Origin of the sequence: Phenylobacterium sp., from assembly GCF_030680185.1 — a bacterium.
Taxonomy (GTDB): Bacteria; Pseudomonadota; Alphaproteobacteria; order Caulobacterales; family Caulobacteraceae; genus Phenylobacterium.
Window position 1 is genome coordinate 73736 of record NZ_JAUXVZ010000035.1, and the last position, 18939, is coordinate 92674.

18 protein-coding genes are annotated in these 18939 nt (G+C 68.8%); 11 read left to right on the forward strand and 7 right to left on the reverse strand.

Annotated features, from left to right (window positions below; genetic code table 11):
- Positions 1–36: 36 nt before the first annotated feature.
- Positions 37–1143 carry a mechanosensitive ion channel family protein gene (locus Q8L83_RS08695; RefSeq protein WP_305286045.1) on the forward strand — a complete coding sequence of 369 codons (1107 nt, stop codon included), beginning with the start codon at positions 37–39 and terminating at the stop codon, positions 1141–1143.
- On the opposite strand, the gene Q8L83_RS08700 is transcribed toward Q8L83_RS08695, so the two are convergent.
- Positions 1100–2362 (reverse strand): serine hydrolase, encoded by a 1263-nt coding sequence (locus Q8L83_RS08700; RefSeq protein WP_305286046.1) that lies wholly within the window; start codon positions 2360–2362, stop codon positions 1100–1102. The two genes, Q8L83_RS08695 and Q8L83_RS08700, sit on opposite strands and share 44 nt — an antisense overlap.
- Before the next feature lie 21 nt (positions 2363–2383).
- Positions 2384–3043 (reverse strand): J domain-containing protein, encoded by a 660-nt coding sequence (locus Q8L83_RS08705; protein ID WP_305286047.1) that lies wholly within the window; start codon positions 3041–3043, stop codon positions 2384–2386.
- A 53-nt stretch (positions 3044–3096) separates the two neighbouring features.
- Between Q8L83_RS08705 and Q8L83_RS08710 the strand changes: the two genes are divergently transcribed.
- The 4 genes from Q8L83_RS08710 (at position 3097) to Q8L83_RS08725 (ending at position 7136) form a co-directional block, all read left to right on the forward strand.
- Positions 3097–3369, forward strand: a complete 273-nt coding sequence (locus Q8L83_RS08710; protein WP_305286048.1) for a BolA family transcriptional regulator — start codon at positions 3097–3099, stop codon at positions 3367–3369.
- 67 nt (positions 3370–3436) lie between these two features.
- Positions 3437–3940, forward strand: a complete 504-nt coding sequence (locus Q8L83_RS08715; protein ID WP_305286049.1) for a 2Fe-2S iron-sulfur cluster-binding protein — start codon at positions 3437–3439, stop codon at positions 3938–3940.
- Positions 3937–4890, forward strand: coding sequence for a xanthine dehydrogenase family protein subunit M (locus Q8L83_RS08720; RefSeq protein ID WP_305286050.1), 954 nt, complete (start codon positions 3937–3939; stop codon positions 4888–4890). The genes Q8L83_RS08715 and Q8L83_RS08720 overlap by 4 nt, the downstream gene beginning before the upstream one ends.
- Positions 4887–7136, forward strand: a complete 2250-nt coding sequence (locus tag Q8L83_RS08725) for a xanthine dehydrogenase family protein molybdopterin-binding subunit (protein WP_305286051.1) — start codon at positions 4887–4889, stop codon at positions 7134–7136. Before Q8L83_RS08720 ends, Q8L83_RS08725 begins: the two co-directional genes overlap by 4 nt.
- Positions 7137–7157: 21 nt before the next feature.
- On the opposite strand, the gene Q8L83_RS08730 is transcribed toward Q8L83_RS08725, so the two are convergent.
- From Q8L83_RS08730 to Q8L83_RS08745, 4 genes are all read right to left on the reverse strand, one after another.
- The gene (locus Q8L83_RS08730) at positions 7158–7532 is read right to left on the reverse strand and encodes a response regulator (RefSeq protein ID WP_370868373.1); all 375 of its coding nucleotides are present in this window, start codon (positions 7530–7532) and stop codon (positions 7158–7160) included.
- A gap of 204 nt (positions 7533–7736) precedes the next feature.
- Positions 7737–9026, reverse strand: a complete 1290-nt coding sequence (locus Q8L83_RS08735; RefSeq protein ID WP_305286052.1) for an HlyC/CorC family transporter — start codon at positions 9024–9026, stop codon at positions 7737–7739.
- Positions 9023–10150: a 3-dehydroquinate synthase gene (aroB, locus tag Q8L83_RS08740; RefSeq protein WP_305286054.1), complete on the reverse strand. Its 1128-nt coding sequence runs from the start codon at positions 10148–10150 to the stop codon at positions 9023–9025. The genes Q8L83_RS08735 and aroB overlap by 4 nt, the downstream gene beginning before the upstream one ends.
- Positions 10147–10695 carry a shikimate kinase gene (locus Q8L83_RS08745; protein ID WP_305286056.1) on the reverse strand — a complete coding sequence of 183 codons (549 nt, stop codon included), beginning with the start codon at positions 10693–10695 and terminating at the stop codon, positions 10147–10149. The genes aroB and Q8L83_RS08745 overlap by 4 nt, the downstream gene beginning before the upstream one ends.
- Positions 10696–10821: 126 nt before the next feature.
- Here Q8L83_RS08745 and Q8L83_RS08750 point away from each other — a divergent pair, with 126 nt between their 5' ends.
- On the forward strand, positions 10822–11844 hold the full coding sequence (locus Q8L83_RS08750; protein WP_305286058.1) for a sensor histidine kinase: 1023 nt from the start codon (positions 10822–10824) through the stop codon (positions 11842–11844).
- On the opposite strand, the gene Q8L83_RS08755 is transcribed toward Q8L83_RS08750, so the two are convergent.
- Complete coding sequence (locus Q8L83_RS08755) at positions 11834–13279, reverse strand: coniferyl aldehyde dehydrogenase (protein WP_305286059.1); 1446 nt, start codon at positions 13277–13279, stop codon at positions 11834–11836. The genes Q8L83_RS08750 and Q8L83_RS08755 overlap by 11 nt on opposite strands.
- A 115-nt stretch (positions 13280–13394) precedes the next feature.
- Between Q8L83_RS08755 and Q8L83_RS08760 the strand changes: the two genes are divergently transcribed.
- From Q8L83_RS08760 to Q8L83_RS08780, 5 genes are all read left to right on the forward strand, one after another.
- Positions 13395–14741, forward strand: coding sequence for a hypothetical protein (locus Q8L83_RS08760; protein WP_305286061.1), 1347 nt, complete (start codon positions 13395–13397; stop codon positions 14739–14741).
- The gene (locus Q8L83_RS08765) at positions 14738–15682 is read left to right on the forward strand and encodes a tyrosine recombinase (protein ID WP_305286063.1); all 945 of its coding nucleotides are present in this window, start codon (positions 14738–14740) and stop codon (positions 15680–15682) included. Before Q8L83_RS08760 ends, Q8L83_RS08765 begins: the two co-directional genes overlap by 4 nt.
- Positions 15657–16703, forward strand: coding sequence for a mechanosensitive ion channel family protein (locus tag Q8L83_RS08770; RefSeq protein ID WP_305286065.1), 1047 nt, complete (start codon positions 15657–15659; stop codon positions 16701–16703). Before Q8L83_RS08765 ends, Q8L83_RS08770 begins: the two co-directional genes overlap by 26 nt.
- Positions 16704–16824: 121 nt before the next feature.
- On the forward strand, positions 16825–17784 hold the full coding sequence (locus Q8L83_RS08775; protein ID WP_305286067.1) for an acetyl-CoA carboxylase carboxyltransferase subunit alpha: 960 nt from the start codon (positions 16825–16827) through the stop codon (positions 17782–17784).
- 108 nt (positions 17785–17892) lie between these two features.
- Positions 17893–18888 carry an NAD(P)H-dependent flavin oxidoreductase gene (locus Q8L83_RS08780; protein WP_370868374.1) on the forward strand — a complete coding sequence of 332 codons (996 nt, stop codon included), beginning with the start codon at positions 17893–17895 and terminating at the stop codon, positions 18886–18888.
- Positions 18889–18939: the final 51 nt, after the last annotated feature.

Consider the following 18939-nt stretch of genomic DNA (forward strand, 5'->3'; position numbering starts at 1 on the left):
TTGTTCCGGCCCCCGCGGCGCCCTGAGAGTCTCCCCATGGCGGATCTGATCTTTTCCTACCGGCCCGATTGGGCGCCGCTCTGGCTGGTGAACCTGACCATTCTGACGGTCGGGGCCGCCGTCGGGCTTCTGCTGCATGAACTCGTGGCGCGGATGATCCGCCGCAGCCTGCGCAGCAAGGACGTCTACTGGTCCACCCTGGTCGCCAAGCTCCGCAGGCCGACCCGCCTGGCGGCTCTGATCATCGGCGTCGCCGCCGCCGCCAGCCTCGCCCACCTGGGGGAGGGGGGTGTCGAGGCCCTGCGGCGCGTCCTGGCGCTGAGCTTCGTGGCCCTGGTCGGCTGGAGCGCGCTGACCGCCCTCGACATCTGGAGCATGCTCTATGTGCGGGGTCTGAAGCTTGACGCCGAAGACAACCTCCTGGCCCGAAAGCATGTCACCCAGACCAGGATCCTGACCCGAACGGCCGGCACCCTGATCGTGGTCCTGACCATCGGCGTCGCCCTGATGACCTTCCCCGGGGTTCGTCAGTACGGGATCAGCCTCCTGGCCTCAGCGGGCGCCGCGGGCATCATCGCCGGCCTCGCCCTGCAGCCCTTCCTGACCAATCTGATCGCCGGCGTGCAGATCGCCACCACCCAGCCGATCCGCATCGACGACGCGGTGATCGTCGAGAACGAGTGGGGTTGGATCGAGGAGATCACCTCGACCTATGTGGTCGTCCGCCTCTGGGACTGGCGGCGTATGGTCCTGCCGCTCACCTACTTCATCCAGCAGCCGTTCCAGAACTGGACGCGGGAAACCGCCTCCCTGATCGGCACGACCATGCTCTATGTGGATTACACCGCCCCCATCGACGTGCTGCGCGCCAAGCTGGAGGAGATCGCCAAGGCCTCGCCCCTGTGGGACGGCCAGGTGGTCAATCTGGCGGTCACCGACCTGTCGGAACGCACCATGCAGGTCCGCTGCCTGATCAGCGCCCGCAATGCGCCGACCACCTTCGACCTGCGCTGCGAGGTGCGGGAAAAGATGATCGCCTTCCTGCAGGCCGAGCTGCCCCATGTGCTGCCCCGCGACCGGCTCGACTTCGAGGCCATGGTCAAGGGCGAGGCGAAGGCGCCGGGAAACCCGATCTCAGGCTAAGATCGGCGCCCACATCGGCTGTCTCCAAGGCCTCCAGCGCGAAGTCGTCGTCGGGAGGGAGCAGGGGGCTTGCGGCCTGATGCTGTTCGATCACCGCCCGGGTGACGGCCTGCATCAGGGCCTGGCGCTCAGGGATCGGCGCTTCGGTGTCGGCGATCAGCACCGCGACCGCATAGGTCCGTCCGTCCGGCGCCGTCAGCAGGCCGACATCGTTATAGCCCGTCGCGCGGGCGCCCATGACCTGGCCGGTGCCGGTCTTGTGGGCCAGACGCCAACCCTCGGCCAGGCCGCCGCCCAGGCGTTTGGGACCGGTCTGGCTGGCGCCCATGAGGCCCAGGAGATGGCCGGTGGACTGCGGCGACAGCAGCTCGCCCGCCTGCAGGCGATGCAGGGCGGCCACCACGGCCTGCGGGCTCGCGCCGTCGGCCGGGTCCTGCAGATAGGCCTCCAGGGCCTGGCGTCGGACCTCCTGCGGCATGGCCGCCCGCGCGTCCCAGAAGCTGCGGCCGAAGGAGAATTCCGGCCGCCAGTCGAGGCCGGCGATCCGGGTCTGGAAATAGCGCTCCTCATCCCCGAGGCTGATGGCGCCCAGGGCCTTCTCCGTCATGACCGCACGCACCTGGTCAGGGCCACCCACCAGCCGCATCAGCACGTCATTGGCGGCATTGTCGCTGCGGGTGGCCGCGCTCTCCAGCAGGGCGCCGACGGTGGTCTGATAGCCTTGCCGCCCCACATGCTCGCGGATCGGCTGGTGGAAGATGGACAGGTCGTCCCGCCGGACGATGACGGGGTCGTCCAGGGTGAGGGCACCCTGATCGACGGCGTTCAGCACGCTGATCGCCACCCACAGCTTGCTGACGCTCTGCTGCGGATAGAGGGCGTCGCCGTCGTGGGCGGCGGTCCAGCCCGATTCGAGATCGCGCACGGCGATGCCGGCCCGGCCGTTGAAACTCACGCCAAGCTCGGCGATCCGTTGAACGAGGGGCGACGGGGCCTGGGGCGGCGGCTCCGGGAAGCGTAGGGAAGACCAGCTGGCCATGGCCTGTTCCCCGGCGCCGGGGGCGGCCGGCGGCGGGATCAGGAGGGCGGCGCCCAGAGCCATCAGACCGAGGGTTCCAGCCATCATGCGCACGGCGAGACGGCGCTGCGCCAGCGCCCCCCGCCCTTGCGCCGCATCCCGGGCGGCCCTGGCCTCAACGATGGTCGGTTCGCCGCTCAACGCCTCGCCCCCCGTGCCTGGCTAGACCATGCCCGCCTTGCGCAGGGCCTGATAGGCCTTGATCACCCGTTGCAGCTTATGCTCGGCCGAGCGGTCGCCGCCATTGGCGTCGGGGTGGCAGCGCTTGACCAGTTCGGTATAGCGCGCGCGGATGGCCGGCCCCTCGGCGTTGTCGTCCAGATCCAGATCGGCCAGGGCGTTGCGCTCGATCTTGCCCAGCCTGCGCGCCGGCGCGGCTTGCGGCCCGGGGCTGTGGGCGCCGCCGTGGCCGAACATGTTGAACGGGTCCTGGTAGCCACCTTTGCCGCGGGCGAAGTTGTTGGCGAACGTAGCCGACTCTCGCGAGTTACGGCTGGCCTTGAAGTCCCAGGTCGGCCGGCCGCCGGTGGTCTGCTCCTGCTCCTGGCGGGCCTTGATCTCGCCCTCGCTCATGCCGGCGAAGAAGTTCCAGTTGCGATTGTATTCCGCCGCGTGCGGCTGGCAGAACCAATAGTGCTCGTTCATCATCTCCCGGGACTTCGGCGCCCGGGCCGCCGCGGGCATGGAGCAACCGGGGTGATCGCAACGGCGTTCACCGGGCTTCAGGGCGAAAACGTCGTCGGCCTGCTCCGCCTCCCCGGGCTTGGGGGGGCGAACGCGGATGTCGACGAACTTGGGCTTGTATTGAAACGCGCCGGGCATGCCCCAAGTATGGGGCCTAGGCCCGCACTTTTGAAGAATTGAAGATGTGAGCAATGGGCGCCATATTCGATGCCATTCACCAAAAGCTGACCGAGGCCTTTTCGCCGACCCGCCTGGAGATCGAGGATGAGTCGTCGCGCCATGCCGGTCACGCTGGCGCGCGGCCCGGCGGAGAGAGCCATTTCAACGTCTTGATCGAGGCTCAGGCCTTCGCCGGCGCGCCGAAGGTCGCCCGTCAGCGCATGATCTACCGCGCCCTGTCCGACGAGATGGCCGGCCCGGTCCATGCCCTGTCGCTCAAGGCCCTGGCCCCAGGCGAGACCTGAGGCCGGTCAAAAAACATAGAAGTCTGTTCGGGCGTCATTTTCCGCCCGGCGTTTGGGGAGACGCCCGTTGAAGACCAGTTTCACCGTCAATGGCCAGGCCGCCAGCCTGGACCTTGATCCGCGCACGACCCTGCTCGACGCCCTGCGCGAGCGGCTCGACCTGAAGGGCTCCAAGAAGGGTTGCGATCACGGCCAGTGCGGCGCCTGCACGGTCCTGGTCAATGGCCAGCGGATCAACTCCTGCCTCTCGCTCGCCGTCACCCACGAGGGCGACGCCATCACCACCATCGAAGGTCTGGCCCAGGACGAGACCCTGCACCCGGTGCAGCAGGCCTTCCTGGCCCACGACGCCTTCCAGTGCGGCTACTGCACGCCAGGCCAGATCTGCTCCACGATCGGTATGCTGAAAGAGGCGGCCGACGGCTGGGCGAGCCTGGTGACGGAAGACCTCACCGCCGACGTGGTCCTGACCGACGAGGAAATCCGCGAACGCATGAGCGGCAATCTCTGCCGCTGCTCGGCCTATCCGCAGATCCTGGCGGCGATCCGCACCGCCGGAGGCCTGGCATGAAGCCCTTCACCTATGAGCGGCCCGCCGACGTGGCGTCGGCCCTGACCCTGGTGGCCAAAATCCCCGGCGCGCGCTTCCTGGCCGGCGGCACCAATCTCGTTGACCTGATGAAGCTGCAGATCGAGCAGCCGACCCACCTGGTGGATGTCAGCCGGCTGCCCCTGGCCGAGATCGAGGATACGCCTGAAGGCGGCCTGCGCCTGGGCGCCATGACCACCAACAGCCAGGTGGCCGCTGACGCCCGCGTCCGCGCCCGCTATCCGGCGCTGGCCCAGGCCATCCTGTCGGGGGCGTCCGGCCAGTTGCGCAACAAGGCCACGACGGCCGGCAACCTGCTGCAACGGACCCGCTGCCCCTACTTCTACGACACCACCAAGCCCTGCAATAAGCGCGCGCCGGGCGCCGGCTGCGCCGCCATCGGGGGCATCCACACCAACACGGCCATCTTCGGGGCCAGCGAGGCCTGCATCGCCACCCATCCCTCGGACATGGCGGTCGCCCTGACCGCCCTGGACGCCAGGGTCGAGACGAAGTCTGGCTCGGGCGAGGCCCGGGTTCTGGCTCTGGAGAGCTTCCACCGCCTGCCCGGCGACACACCGCACATCGAGACCGAGCTGCAGCCGGCCGAGATGATCACCGCCGTCGTGCTTCCCCCGCCGCCGGCCGGCAGGCAGATCTATCGCAAGGCGCGCGAGCGGGCCTCCTACGCCTTCGCCATCGGCAGCGTGGCGGTGGCCGGCGACCGGGTCGCCCTGGGCGCTGTGGCCCACAAGCCCTGGCGCGCAGAAGCCGCGGAGCTGGCCCTGGAGCAGGGGGCCAGTCCGGCCGAGGCCATGGCCGCAGAGCTCGAGGCTGCGCGGCCCGACGGTCACAACGACTTCAAGCTGAAGCTGATGGCCCGCCTGGGCGCGGCCTGCCTCACCACCACCGGCGCAGGAGACGGCCAATGAGCTCGGTCAAGGATTGGGCGGCGCCGACCCCCATCAGCGAAAACCGCAGCGGCCTGATCGGCAAGGGCGTCGATCGCTACGAAGGCCGGCTGAAGGTGACCGGCACGGCCCCGTTCGCCTATGAGGTCGAGGCGCCTTCGCCGCCCGCCTATGGGGTGCTGATCGCCTCACCGATCGCCAAGGGCAGGGTCACCCTGGCAGATATCTCCGAGGCTCGCGTGGCGCCGGGCGTCCGGCTGGTCTGGACCCCGCACAATGTCCCGGCCCAGGGGGAGCGTGGCGCCAAGATCAATCCCCGCAGCCAGCGCGGCTCCAACCCGGCCCTGGCCGAGCGGGTCGAGCACTTTGGCCAGCATGTGGGCTTCGTCGTCGCCGACACCCTGGAGAACGCCAAGGCTGCAGCGACCCTGGTGCGCTTCGAATATGCGGCCGAGCCGGCGGATCTGATCTTCGAGGATCGTTTCGGTGCGGCCGAGCAGCCGGAGGGCGAGGAAGACGTCCGCATCGGCGACTTCGAGGGGGCGTTTGCGGGCTCCCCGGTTCGCCTGGACGAGACCTATGTCAGCCCGCTTCAGAACCACGCCCAGATGGAGCCCTGCGCCACCACGGCCTGGTGGGAGGGCGACCATGTCACGGTCCACACCTCGATCCAGATGGTGAAGGGCGGCCAGCACACCCTGGCCGAGACCCTGATGATCCCCTCGACCCAGGTCCGCCTGGTGACCCGCTATATCGGCGGCGGCTTCGGCGGCAAGGGCCAGGCCTATGACGACCTGACGCTGGCGGCGCTTGCGGCCCGCGAGCTCGGCCAGCCGGTCAAGGTCGCCTACACGCGACAGCAGATGTTCCAGGCGACGATCCACCGCCCGGCCGTCCATATGCGGGTTCGCCTGGGCGCCCAGCCCGATGGCCGCCTCGACGCCTTCGCCCTGGAGGTGGTGACCCACTGTCGTCGTGAGGCCCCGTTTACGGAGCACGCCGCCAACTTCGCCCGCAGCCTCTATGCCGCCCCCAACCGGCTGACCGGCCACCGGCTGGTCAAGCTGGACATCCCTGCGGCGGGGCCCATGCGGGCGCCGGGCGAGGCCTCGGGCATGCTCAGCCTGGAATGCGCCATGGATGAACTGGCCGAGCAACTCGGCCTCGATCCCATCGAGCTGCGCCTGCGCAACGAGCCCGAGACCGACCCCGAGACCGGCAAGCCCTTCAGCACCCGCCAGCTCGTCCGCTGCATGACCGAGGGCGCCCAGCGATTCGGCTGGGACCGGCGCAATCCGACGCCGGGCCAGGTCCGGGACGGACGTTGGCTCGTTGGGCTGGGCATGGCCGCAGCCATCCGCGGTAACTTCCTGCTGCCGGCCAAGGCGGGCGTGCGGATCGATGCGGACGGAACCATCACCCTGCGCCAGGGCATGACCGACATCGGCACCGGCACCTATACGATCCTGGCCCAGATCACGGCCGAGACGCTGGGCGTGCCCCTGGCGCAGGTGAAGGTGGAGCTGGGGGACTCAGACTTCCCGCCGGCCCCAGGCTCTGGCGGACAGTTCGGCGCGGCGACCGCGGGCTCTGCGGCGTTCGCCGCCGGCATGAACCTGCGCAAGGCCCTGGCCGAGCTCGCTACCGGCGATCCGAATTCGCCGCTGTATGGCGATGATCCCGAGCTGGTCACCTTCGGCGGCGGCAATATTGCGGTGGACAATCGCGCCGAGCCCCTGGACCGCCTGGTGGCCCGCGCCGCGCCCGACGGCGTCTATGTGGAGGGTTCGATCACGCCCGCCGCCGACGCCCGCGACTATTCCCAGCACACCTATGGCGCCCACTTCGCCGAGGTGGGCGTCGATCCCGACACCGGCGAGGTCCGCCTGCGCCGCATGTTCGGGGTGTTCGCCGCTGGCCGCATCCTGAACGCCAAGACGGCCATGAGCCAGATTACCGGCGGCATGATCTGGGGCGTCGGCACGGCCCTGCACGAGTACAACGAGGTCGATCCCCGCTACGGCTCCTTCATCGCCCAGGACCTGGCCGGCTACCACGTGCCGGCCCATGCCGACATCGCCGATCTCTCGGCCATGTTCCTCGACGAGGTGGACGACAAGGCCAATCCCATGGGGATCAAGGGCGTGGGGGAACTGGGCATCGCCGGCGCAGGCGCGGCGATCGCCAACGCGGTTTACAACGCCTGTGGGGCGCGGATCCGCGAATATCCCCTGAAGCCGGAAAAGGTGCTGGCCGCGCTCCCCTGAGGAGCGTCGGCTGGGCCGGCCTCAGACGCGGGCGTGAAGTTCGCCCAGGATGCGGGCGAGGTCGCTCTCGCGGAAGGGCTTCTGCAGGACGGGCGTGCCCTTGTCGACGTCGCGCAGGCCCGCGTCGCCATAGCCGGTGGCGAAGGCGAAGGGCGCGCCCTTCTCTCGCAGGATGTCGGCCAGGGGAAAGATCGGCTGGCCGCCCAGATTGACGTCGAGCACCGCGCAATCCAGCTCGCTTGAGCCGACGAGTTCGATGGCCTCCTCCAGCCGGGACGCCGGACCGATCACCTTGCAGCCCAGGTCGCTCAGCATGTCCTCGATCAGCATCGAGACCATCATCTCGTCTTCGACCACGAGAACCCGAAGACCGGCGAGCTTGGCGATATCGGTCATTGAATAGGCTCCAGAACGCCGGTGCGGCCGGCGAGTGTTGCAGCATAGCTGGAAGAAAGGCAAAGGGCGCGGGGCGACGTCGCCGCAGGGGCGAGCAGCTTGGGCGCCTGGCGTCGAGCAGGACTCATGCGCTGACGATCTCCCCCCTCAGACAAGTCGCAGGAAACGCCGCATCGGCCGCCGGGTTCCGTCGGCGGAGATTTTTTAGTCCTCGACCGGCGCCTCTATGGGGGGAGACACCCGCAGGGCGGTGATCTGGTTGCGCTCTCGGCGGACGATCTGGAAGCGGTGCCGGTGAAAGATGAAGGTCTGGCCCACCCGCGGAATGGTCTGAGCCTCATGGATCACCAGGCCCGCCACAGTGACGGCGTCCTCGTCGGGCAATTCCCAGTCCATGGCGCGGTTCAGGTCACGGATCGGCACGGAGCCGTCCACATTGACCGAGCCGTCGGGCTGGGGCCGGACGCCGGGCACGGCGACATCGTACTCGTCCTCGATCTCGCCGACGATCTCCTCGAGGATGTCCTCCAGGGTGATCAGACCCTTCAGGCCGCCATATTCGTCCACCACCAGGGCGAAGTGGGTGTGGCGCTTGAGGAAGGCGTTAAGCTGATCCTTCAGGTTGGTCGTGTCGGGAATGAACCACGGCTCGCGCAGGAAGCTGGCGATATCCAGGCTCTCGATCCGACCATCCGTCTCGGCCATGGCCCGCAACAGGTCCTTGGCGTGCAGGATGCCGACGATATTTTCCGGCTCGTCCCGATAGACCGGCATGCGGGTGTGGGCGCTGCCCAGCACCGCGGCCACGAATTCGCGGACCGGCATGCTGATGTCGATCATGGAGATCGACTTCCGGTGGACCATCACCTGGCCCACATCCATGTCGGCCAGGTCCAGCACCCCGCCCAGCATCAGGCGGTCGCGGTTCTCCACCAGGCCTTCGGAATGGTGGTAGTCCACGGCCCCGCGGATCTCCTCATGGGCGGCCAGGACGTCGGTGGCCATGTCCAGGCGGATGCCGAAGGGGCGCAGGGTCAAGCGCACCACCCACTGGGCGCCATTGGCCAGCGGGCCGAACAGCTTCACCACCCAGGTCGCCGGGATGGACAGCAGGCGCGCGGCCCTGTCGGGCTGGGCGATGGCCAGGGTCTTGGGCAGGATCTCGGCGAAGATGACCACCAGGGCGGTCATCAGCACCGTGGCGATCAGCGGTCCCGTAGCGCCGGGGATGGCGGCGGTCAGCACCGTGGTGGCGAGCGCCGAGGCGCCGATATTGATGGCGTTGTTGGAGAGGAGGATCGCGCCGATCATCTTCTCCTGATTGCCGATCAGCTTGTTGACCCGGGCGGCCGCCTTGTCGCCGTCCCGTTCCAGCTTGTGCATGCGGCTGCGGCTGGCGGCGGTCATCGAGGTTTCGGTGGCCGAGATCACCGCCGAGAAGAACAGCAGGATGATAAGGGCCGGCGCCAGGCCGATCAGAATGGCTGTGATCATGCCGCCGCGCCGGCGGCGCCGGCGCCCTCCGCAATCAGGAATTCATGGATGGCCGCAGGATCGACGTCGCGGGCCACGAAGGCCTCGCCCAGGCGCCGGGCGAGAATGAAGGTCAGCTGGCCGCCCTCGGCCTTCTTGTCCTGCCCCATGTGGGCCAGCAGGCGTGAGGCGTCGAACGGATGGCCAGCCAACTGGTCAAGGCGCACCGGCAGACCCACGGCGGCGATCGCCGCCTGGGCGCGCTCGGCGTCCTGGCCAGCGCACAGGCCCTGTCGGGCTGAGAAGCGGAAGGCCATGGCCATGCCGATGGCCACCGCCTCGCCATGCAGAAGGGCGTCGCCGTAGCCGGTCTCGGATTCCAGGGCGTGGCCGAAGGTATGGCCGAGATTGAGCAAGGCGCGGCGGCCGGCCTCACGCTCGTCCTGGGCGACGATCTCGGCCTTCATCTCCACCGAGCGGCGAACCGCACGGTCCAGGGCGGCCTGCTCCTGGGCGATGACCGAACGGCCATGGGCCTCGAGCCATTCGAAAAAGGCGAAGTCTCCCAGCAGGCCGTACTTGATGATCTCGGCATAGCCCGCCCCCATCTCCCGCGAGGGAAGCGTCCCCAGCACGTCCAGGTCGGCCAGCACCAGCCGGGGCTGATGGAAGGCGCCGATCAGGTTCTTGCCGCGTGGCGTGTCGATGGCCGTCTTGCCGCCAACCGACGAATCCACCTGGGCCAGCAGGGTGGTGGGGATCTGAACGAAGTCGATGCCGCGTTTGTAGATGGCCGCGGCGAACCCCGCGAGATCGCCCACGACGCCGCCGCCAAAGGCCACGATCAGGTCGCCACGGTCCAGCTCCAGGACCAGCAGGTCGTCGCTGACCCTGGCCAGCATCTCGAAGCTCTTGGAGCCTTCGCCAGGCGGGACAAGGATCGGCATGGCGGCGACGCCGGCCGTGCTGAGGGCCTGAGTCAGACTGGCCCCATGCAGACCCCAGACCGTCTCATCGCTGATCACCGCCACGCGGCCGCGCTTGAGCAGCGGCGCGATATGGGCGCCGGCGCCGGCGACGAGACCCGGGCCGATCACGACCTCATACGCCCGATCGCCCAGGCCGACATTCACCGACGCGCTCATGCTTTGTCGCCCTCCAGATAGCGGGTCAGGGCCTCAATGACCTGGCCCACCGTCACATGGTGGGCGGTGTCGCCGGTCTCTACGGTCACATGGGCCTGCGCATAGACAGGATAGCGCGTCTCGGCCTGGCTTTTGAGCACGCTCAGGGGATCGGAGTCCTGCAGCAGGGGTCGGGTGTCCTTGCGGCCCACCCGCCGGGCCAGGAGTTCCAGGTCGGCCTTCAGCCAGACCACCAGGGCCTGGGACTTCAGCAGGGCGCGGGTGTCGTCGTTCATGAAGGCGCCGCCGCCGGTGGCCAGCACATGGGGCGGCTCCTCCAGCAGGCGCTGGATCACCCGGCGCTCGCCATCGCGGAAGGCGGCCTCGCCGAGTTCGGAGAAGATTTCCTTGATCGAGCGGCCGGCGGCGGCCTCGACCTCGGCGTCGGCGTCCCGGAAGGGCAGTTCAAGGGCGTTGGCGAGCCGGCGGCCCACGCTGGACTTGCCGACTCCCATCAGGCCGACGAGAGCGATGGTGCGGGTGCGGAGGGGGGCGTAGCGATCCATGAAAGGCAAGGCTTTACACGAGCCGCCCGCTCCACGCCAACCGGTGAGGGGAAGAGGGGCCGCGGCCGTCACCTTTCGCGAACTCGAACGTTCCTGTCGGCGCGCCGCCTCAGCCCCCCGGACCCCATGATCGATCCTGATCTCGCCTATCTGATCATCAAGAACGCCCGCGACTACGCCGTGCTCACCCTCACGCCGGAGGGGCGCATCGTCGCCTGGTCGAGAGGCGCCGAGCATATCTTTGGCTTTTCGGCCGATGAGGTGGTGGGCCACAGCTTTCAGGAGCTGTTCGTGGAGTCCGACGTCGCTGCTGGCGTGCCTCAGGATGAGCTTAGCCTGGCGCTCAGCGCCGGCCGGGCCGAGGACACCCGCTGGCACCGCCGCAAGAACGGCCAGCGCTTCTGGGCGAATGGCGTGACCATGCGCCTTGGGGATCGATCCGAACTGATCAAGGTCCTGCGGGACGAGACCGCCGCCAAGCTGGCGGAGGAGCAGCGGATCCTGCTGCTCAACGAGCTCAACCACCGGATCAAGAACACCCTGGTGACGGTCCAGTCCATCGTCGAGCAGACCCTCCGCGCCGAGGGGGTCGCCCTGGGCACGCGCCAGGTCCTGACCGACCGCCTGATCGCCCTGGCCGAGGCCCACAACGTCCTGGTCAATGACAGCTGGGCCGGGGCGGACCTGCATACCATCGTCGAGCGGGCGCTCGGCGCCCATCTCCAGCCCAGAGACGGGCGATTCCACCTCGACGGCCCGTGCGTCATGCTCAGCCCGCAGCAGGCGGTGCCGCTTTCGCTGGTGCTGCATGAGTTGACCACCAACGCCATCAAGCATGGCGCCCTGTCGGTGGGCGGCGGTCAGGTGAGCCTGACCTGGAATCTCGCCCACGACGGCATGGGCCAGAGGCGCATGACCCTGCTGTGGCAAGAGCGCGGGGGACCCGTCCTCGCCGCCGCGCCCCCGGGCCGCGAGGGCTTCGGCATGCGCCTGATCGCCCGCAGCTTTGGTCAGGACGGCGATGGGCGCACTCAGATCGCGTTTGCGCCGGAGGGTGTCCGCTGCATCATCCACATCCCCCTGTCTGAGGACGACTCCCATCCGATCCTCGATCTCGGAGCGGCGAAGGCCCTGGAGATCAGCGCTTGATGGCGCCCTTCAAATAGCTCGTGATGCCCGGACCATAGGGCGGCCGCATCCGCTGCAGGGGACCGATGTCCTTCTTCAGCTGGGTGTAGACCGACTTGCGGTGGCTGAACTCCTTGAAGCCGTCGTGACCGTGGTAGGAGCCCATGCCCGATGGGCCGACCCCGCCGAACGGCAGCTCTTCCTGCGCCACATGGAAGATGACGTCGTTGACCGTGGCGCCGCCTGACGTCGTCTGGGTCAGCACCCGCCCCTTCTCGGCCTCGTCGGTTCCGAACCAGTAGAGCGCCAGGGGCCGCTCGCGACTGTTCACATAGTCGATGGCCTCCTGGGTTTTTCGATAGGTCTTCACCGGCAGGACAGGACCGAAGATCTCCTCCTGCATCACCGCCATGTCGTCGGTGGGATTGAGGATCAGGGTGGGCGGGATCTTGCGATAGGGCTGCTGGCTGAAGTCCTCGCCGGCGGGATTCAGCTCGACCACCTGGGCGCCCTTGGCCTTGGCGTCTTCGATATAGCCCGTGATCCGCTCATAGTGGTTCTGGGCGATGATGGCGGTGTAGTCGGGGTTGTCGCGCAGGGTCGGGAACATCCGCGTCACCGATTGTCGGGCTTCCTCGATGAACTCGCCGATCTTGGTCTCGGGCGTCAGCACATAGTCGGGCGCCAGGCAGATTTGGCCGGCGTTCAAGGTCTTTCCGGCCATGATCCGGGCCGCGGCGAGGCCGATATCGGCGCCTTCCGACAGGATCACCGGGCTCTTGCCGCCGAGTTCCAGGGTCAGCGGCACCAGGTTGTCGGCCGCCGCGCGCATCACGTGGCGCGCCACCGCCGTGCCGCCGGTATAGATCATGTGGTCGAAGGCCAGGCCCGAGAAGGCCCGACCCACATCCGGGCCGCCCGTAAAGACGGCGATCTCGTCCTCGCTGAAGGCCTTGGCGAACATGGCCTTCATCAGTTCGGACGTCTTGGGCGTGAACTCCGAGGGCTTGATCATGACCCGGTTGCCGGCCGCCAGGATGCCGGCCAGGGGCCCGAAGGTCAGATTGACCGGGAAGTTCCAGGGGCTGATCACGCCGACCACGCCCTTGGGCTGGAACTGCAGGTGCGCCTTGGCGCCGAACAGGCCGAGAATGGCCGGGGTCGTCTTGCGCTTCTCCGGGGCCATCCATTTGCGCAGATTGGCCTTGGCGTGTTTGAGCGGGCCGATGGAGGCGGCGACATCGGTCAGGCCCGTGACCGCCTTGGATCGCGAGCCGAAGTCGTCGTTGACCGCCTGGGCGATGGCGTCGGCATGATCGATCAGCAGATCGATGCAGCGGTCCAGACGCGCGGCGCGCAGCTCGGCCGAGGGCGGGCCTTCGGCCAGTTGCGCGGCCTTCTGGCGGGCGAGAACGCGCTGCATGTCTTCACGGGTCGGTTCGACGGACGCGGTCATCGGCGGCTCTCCTGAGTTCCTCAAATCCAGTGAAGCTCGGTTTACGCCGGGGCCGTCACCCAAAATTCTGCGTGAAGGATCATGACGCCCGCGCAGGCTGCCCTAAGGTGGTCCCATGCAAACCGCCCGCTTCCGGATTCGCGCCGTTCTGACCGCCTGCGCCCTGGTCCTGCCGTTCTCCGCCCTGGCCCAGGCCCCCGCTGAGATTTCGAGCGAGACGGTGACGGCCACCACCCTGCAGGCGCCGGACCTGTTCTCGGCCGGCGGGCGCGACACCGGCCTGGGTCCCGATCTCTGGCTGGACGCCTCGGCGAGCACCGCCAGGACGGTGATCCCGTTGCTGGCCGAGCGCCCCCTCAGCCCCGCGGCCTCGGCCCTGGCCCGGGCGGTTCTGGCCACCGGCGCGCGGGGACCGCAGGGCGCGGGCGATGATCCGGATGCGGCGGCGGCGAGGCTCCGGACCCTGATCGCGTTGGGAGAGGTCTCCGCCGCCCGTAGCATCCTGGGCCGCACGGCGGGGGTCGAACGCCATGAGGGCCTGTCGCGGGCTGCCGCCGATGCGGCCCTGCTGGCGGACGATGACGCCGGCGCCTGCCAGGTGGCCCAGGGGCTCAGCGTCGATCGCGACCAGATCTATTGGCTGCGGCTGCGCGCCTACTGCCAGGCCCTGGCCGGCGCGCCCGCCGCCCAGCTCACCCTGGACCTGGCCCAGAATGTGGAGCGCGACGCCGTGTTCGGCCGCCTGCTGGGCGCCCGACTGGCCGGCTCGGGAGACCCCGGCGCGCCGTCCCTGCGCAACAGCCTGGACTACGCCCTGTCGCGCAATCTCAGCCTCGACCTGTCCGAGGTCGAACCCGCCGCCCCCATCGCGGGGGCCCTGTCGGGCGAGGCGCCACAGCCCATGGCCCGCTGGCCGGTGATCGCCACTGAGGGACCTGTGGCCGCAGCCATCGCCGTCCTGGCCCAGGGCGATCTGGCCCTGGCCGAAAACGTGCGGGCGACCCTGATCCAGGACGAGATCCCCCAGGCCGAGGTGCTCGATCTCGCCTTGCTGGACGCCCTGATCGCCGCAGCGTCCGGCCGCCACGACCGGCCGACCCTGGATCGCCTGGTCGAGCGCGGCGGCGTCGGCGAGGCCCGCGACCGCCGCCGCGCCCAGGACGCGGCCCTGATCCTGAGCGCCCTGGGCACGCCGCTCGACCCTGAGGCGCGGGGGGAGTTTGCGGCCTTTTCCGTCGCTGCGCCCAAGGCGCCGCCCGCCCGGATTTTCGTCATGGAGCAGGCGGCGCGCGCAGGACTCAAGGGCGAGACCGCCTTGCTGGCCCTGTGGACCAGCGCCGAGGCCGGCCTCGGCGGGCCTGCGCCCGCCGACCGGGCGCGCATCATCGCCGCCCTGAGCGCGGCCGGTCTCGCCGATCATGCGCAGGCCTATGCGGTGGAAGGCCTGCTGGCCCTGCGATGAGCGCGCACACCGCCGAGGGCTGGGTGGAGGCCTTTCTGGAGATGATGGCCGTCGAGCGGGCGGCGGCGCGCAACACCCTGACGGCCTATGGCAAGGACCTGACCGACGCCCAGGGCTTCCTGGCCGGGCAGGGGACCAGCCTCGCCGACGCCGCAGCCGAAGATATCGAAGCCTATTTCGCTGAGCTCGGCGCCCGGGGCCTGGCGCCCGCGACGGCGGCCCGCCGCCGGGCCAGCGTGCGTCAGTTCTACCGCTTCGTCCTGGGGGAGGGCTGGCGGGCCGATGATCCGTCCCGTCGGGTAGACGCGCCCCGCAAAGGCCGACCCTTGCCCCGGGTGCTCAGCCGGGCCGAGGTGGACGCCCTGATCGCTGCGGCCGCAGCCCGGGACGGCGCCCAGGGCCTGCGCCTGGCCTGCATGGTCGAGCTGCTCTACGCCTCGGGCCTGCGAGTCTCGGAGTTGACCGCGCTGCCTCTGGCGATCCTGGCCCGCGATCCGGCCTATCTGATCGTCAAGGGCAAGGGCGGCAAGGAGCGGCTGGCGCCTTTGAACGCCGCCGCGCGCACGGCGGTGAAGGCCTATCTGGAGGTCCGCAAGACCTTCCTGCCCAAGGGCGACTTGGCCAATCCCTGGCTCTTTCCCTCCCGCGGCAAGGGCGGCCGGCTGACGCCGCGGCGGTTGGGCCAGTTGCTGGACGAGGCCGCCCGGGACGCCGGCGTCGATCCGGCGCGGGTCAGCCCCCACGTCCTGCGCCACGCCTTCGCTACGCACCTGCTGGAGGGCGGGGCCGATCTGCGGGTGGTCCAGACCTTGCTCGGCCATGCCGATATCGCCACGACCCAGATCTATACCCACCTCGCCAGCGATCACCTGCGCGAGGTGGTGGAAACCAAACACCCATTGGGGCGTAAGCTGAATGCAGTCCGACCTCGCGGGTCTTGAGACCTTCATCCTCTTCACGATCGGCCGGACGCCGGTGACCCTGGGCGGGGTGATCGCAGGCGCCGTCGTGATCATCGTCGCCTTCATCCTGGCCTGGGCCGCGGGCCAGGGCCTTCGGCGGGTTCGCGCCCGGGCCCGCTATGGCAGCTCGGCCCTGTTCATCGTCGAGAAGCTGGTCACCTACGGCGTGGTCATTGTCGGCATGATCGCCGGCCTGTCGACCGTGGGCCTGGACTTCTCGTCCCTGGCCATCTTCGCCGGCGCTATCGGCGTAGGGGTCGGCCTGGGTCTGCAGGGGGTGGTGAAGGAGTTCGTCTCCGGTCTGGTCCTGATCTTCGACCGGGTGGTCAACATCGGCGACTATGTGGAACTGGAAGGCGGCCAGCGCGGTCAGGTGCAGGAGATCGGCCCCCGGGCCACCCGCATCCGCAACAACGACAATGTCGACATCATAGTCCCCAATTCGCATCTGATCGAAGGGACGCTGGTGAACTGGACCCTGCACGGGGCGACCCGCCGGATCCACATTCCCTTTGCGGTCGCCTATGGGGCGGACAAGGACAAGGTGCGCGACGCCGTGCTGGCCGCCGCCCGGGCCTTGCCGTTCACCCTGCCCGAGAGCGACGCGCACAAGTCGCAGGTGTGGCTGGTGGGCTTCGGCGATTCGGCCCTGAACTTCGAACTGCTGGTCTGGCCCGACCTCAACGCGGCCAAGCGTCCGAACGGCATGCTGGCGGCCTATACCTGGGCTATCGACGACGCCCTGCGGGCCGCCAACATCGAAATCCCCTATCCGCAACAGGACCTCCGCATCCGCAGCTTCTTCGGCCACGAAGGCGAGGGCGCCCTGGAATCCCTGGGCCTCAAGACGCCGCACGCTGCGGTCCCGGTCGAGCCGCCACCGGCCTCCGTCAATGACGCGGCCGAGGATGTGTCCCGGCCGCTACCGGAGCCTGAGCCCGAACCCGATACCGAGGCCCAGCCCACTACCGCGCCGCCGGACGTGGCCGGCCCGCCCTGACCCTCCGCTGGAACGCCCTATAGGCGCCGCCCATTCCCCTGGGACGCGGGCGCCCTTGTGACGGGGGTGGTTCCCGCCTAACTTCCGGCGCTTCGCGCACAGCCAAGGACAAGACACCTCGATGGCAGCCCATTATCTCGAGTTTGAGCGCCCCATCGCCGAGCTCGAAGCCAAGATCGAGGAACTCCAGCGCCTTTCCGAGACGGCGGAAGGCGGCGCCATGGACGCCGAGATCGCCGCTCTGCGGGCGCGGGCGGCGGAGTTTCGCGTCAAGGCCTACGCCAATCTCGACCCCTGGCAGAAAATGCAGGTGGCTCGACACCCTGAGCGACCGCACTTCGTCAACTATGCCGAAGGCCTGATCGAGGCCTTTGTCGAGCTGCGGGGCGACCGCAAGTACGCCGACGACCAGGCGCTGGTCGGCGGCGTCGGCCGGTTCCGCGGCCGGCCCGTGGTGATCATGGGTCACGAAAAGGGTCACGACACCGCCAGCCGGGTGAAGCACAATTTCGGCTCGGCTCGGCCCGAAGGCTACCGCAAGGCCATCCGCCTGATGGACATGGCCGAGAACTTCAACATGCCGGTCATCAGCATCATCGATTCGGCCGGCGCATATCCTGGCGTGGGCAGCGAAGAGCGCGGCGTGGCCGAGGCGATCGCCCGTTCGACCCAGCGGTGCCTGACCCTCAGCGTGCCGATGGTGTGCCTGATCACGGGCGAAGGCATGTCCGGCGGCGCCATCGCCATCGCGGCGGGCAACCGGGTGCTGATCCTGGAGCACGCCGTCTATTCGGTGATCTCCCCGGAGGGCGCCAACTCCATCCTCTGGCGCGGCTCGCGCACCGCCGAGGAAGCGGCCAAGGCGATGAAGATCACCGCCCACGACCTGCTGAAGCGCAAGATCGTCGACCGCATCGTGCCCGAACCCCCCGGCGGCGCCCATTCCGACCCGGCCGCGATGTTGCAGATCGCGGGCGACGTGCTGGAAGAGGAACTCGACGCCCTCGAAGGCCTGACCCCGGACCAGCTGCGGGCGGCCCGCTCCGAGCGCTTCTACGCCATCGGCCGCTCGGGTCTCTGAGGCGCGGGGCGCCCGCCCACGGCCGATTGCGAAGGCGTCTCACGGCACGGCTTGCCTGAACGGCGTTCAGCGGCTTGAGTGTCTCAAACAAATGTTTGGGAGGACGTAATGGCCTTGAAGACCCGTTTCACCGAGATGTTCGGCGTCGAGCATCCGGTCGTGCAGGGCGGCATGCAGTGGGTCGGCCGCGCCGAGCTGGTGGCCGCCGTGGCCAACGCCGGCGGCCTGGGCTTCATCACCGCGCTGACACAGCCGACGCCTAAGGACCTAGTCAAGGAGATCGAGCGCTGTCGGGCCCTGACGGACAAGCCCTTCGGCGTGAACCTGACCATCCTGCCGGCCATCAACCCGCCGCCCTATGCCGAGTACCGCCAGGCGATTATCGATTCGGGGATCAAGATCGTCGAGACGGCCGGCAACAAGCCCGCCGAGCACGTCGAGGAATTCAAGAAGCACGGCATCCTGGTGATCCATAAGTGCACCGCCGTCCGCCACGCCCTGTCGGCCGAGCGGATGGGCGTGGACGCGATCTCCATCGACGGTTTCGAGTGCGCCGGCCACCCGGGCGAGGATGACATTCCCGGCCTCATCCTGATCCCGGCCGCCGCCGACAAGGTGAAGATCCCGATGATCGCCTCGGGCGGCTTTGGCGACGGGCGCGGCCTGGCCGCCGCCCTGGCCCTAGGGGCCGAGGGCATCAATATGGGCACGCGCTTCATGTGCACCGTCGAAAGCCCGATCCATGAGAACGTGAAGCGTCAGATCGTCGAGAACGACGAGCGCGCCACCGACCTCATCTTCCGCACCATGCACAACACCAGCCGGGTGGCGCGCAATGACATCAGCCGCCAGGTGGTCGAGCTGGAGCGCTCTGGCGCCAAGTTCGAGGACGTGCGCGAACTTGTGGCCGGGACCCGCGGTCGGGTGGTCTACGAGACCGGCGATCCCGATCACGGCATCTGGTCGGCCGGCATGATCCAAGGCCTGATCCACGACATCCCCACCTGCCAGGAACTGGTCAGCCGGATCGTGCATGAAGCTGAAGAGATCATCGAGGCGCGCCTTGCGCGGATGATGGGTCACCGGACGCCGACGCCGGCCTGACGCCCGCCGTTCCAAGCCGAGGGCGATCACAAGCTTGGCCGCCAGGCCGAC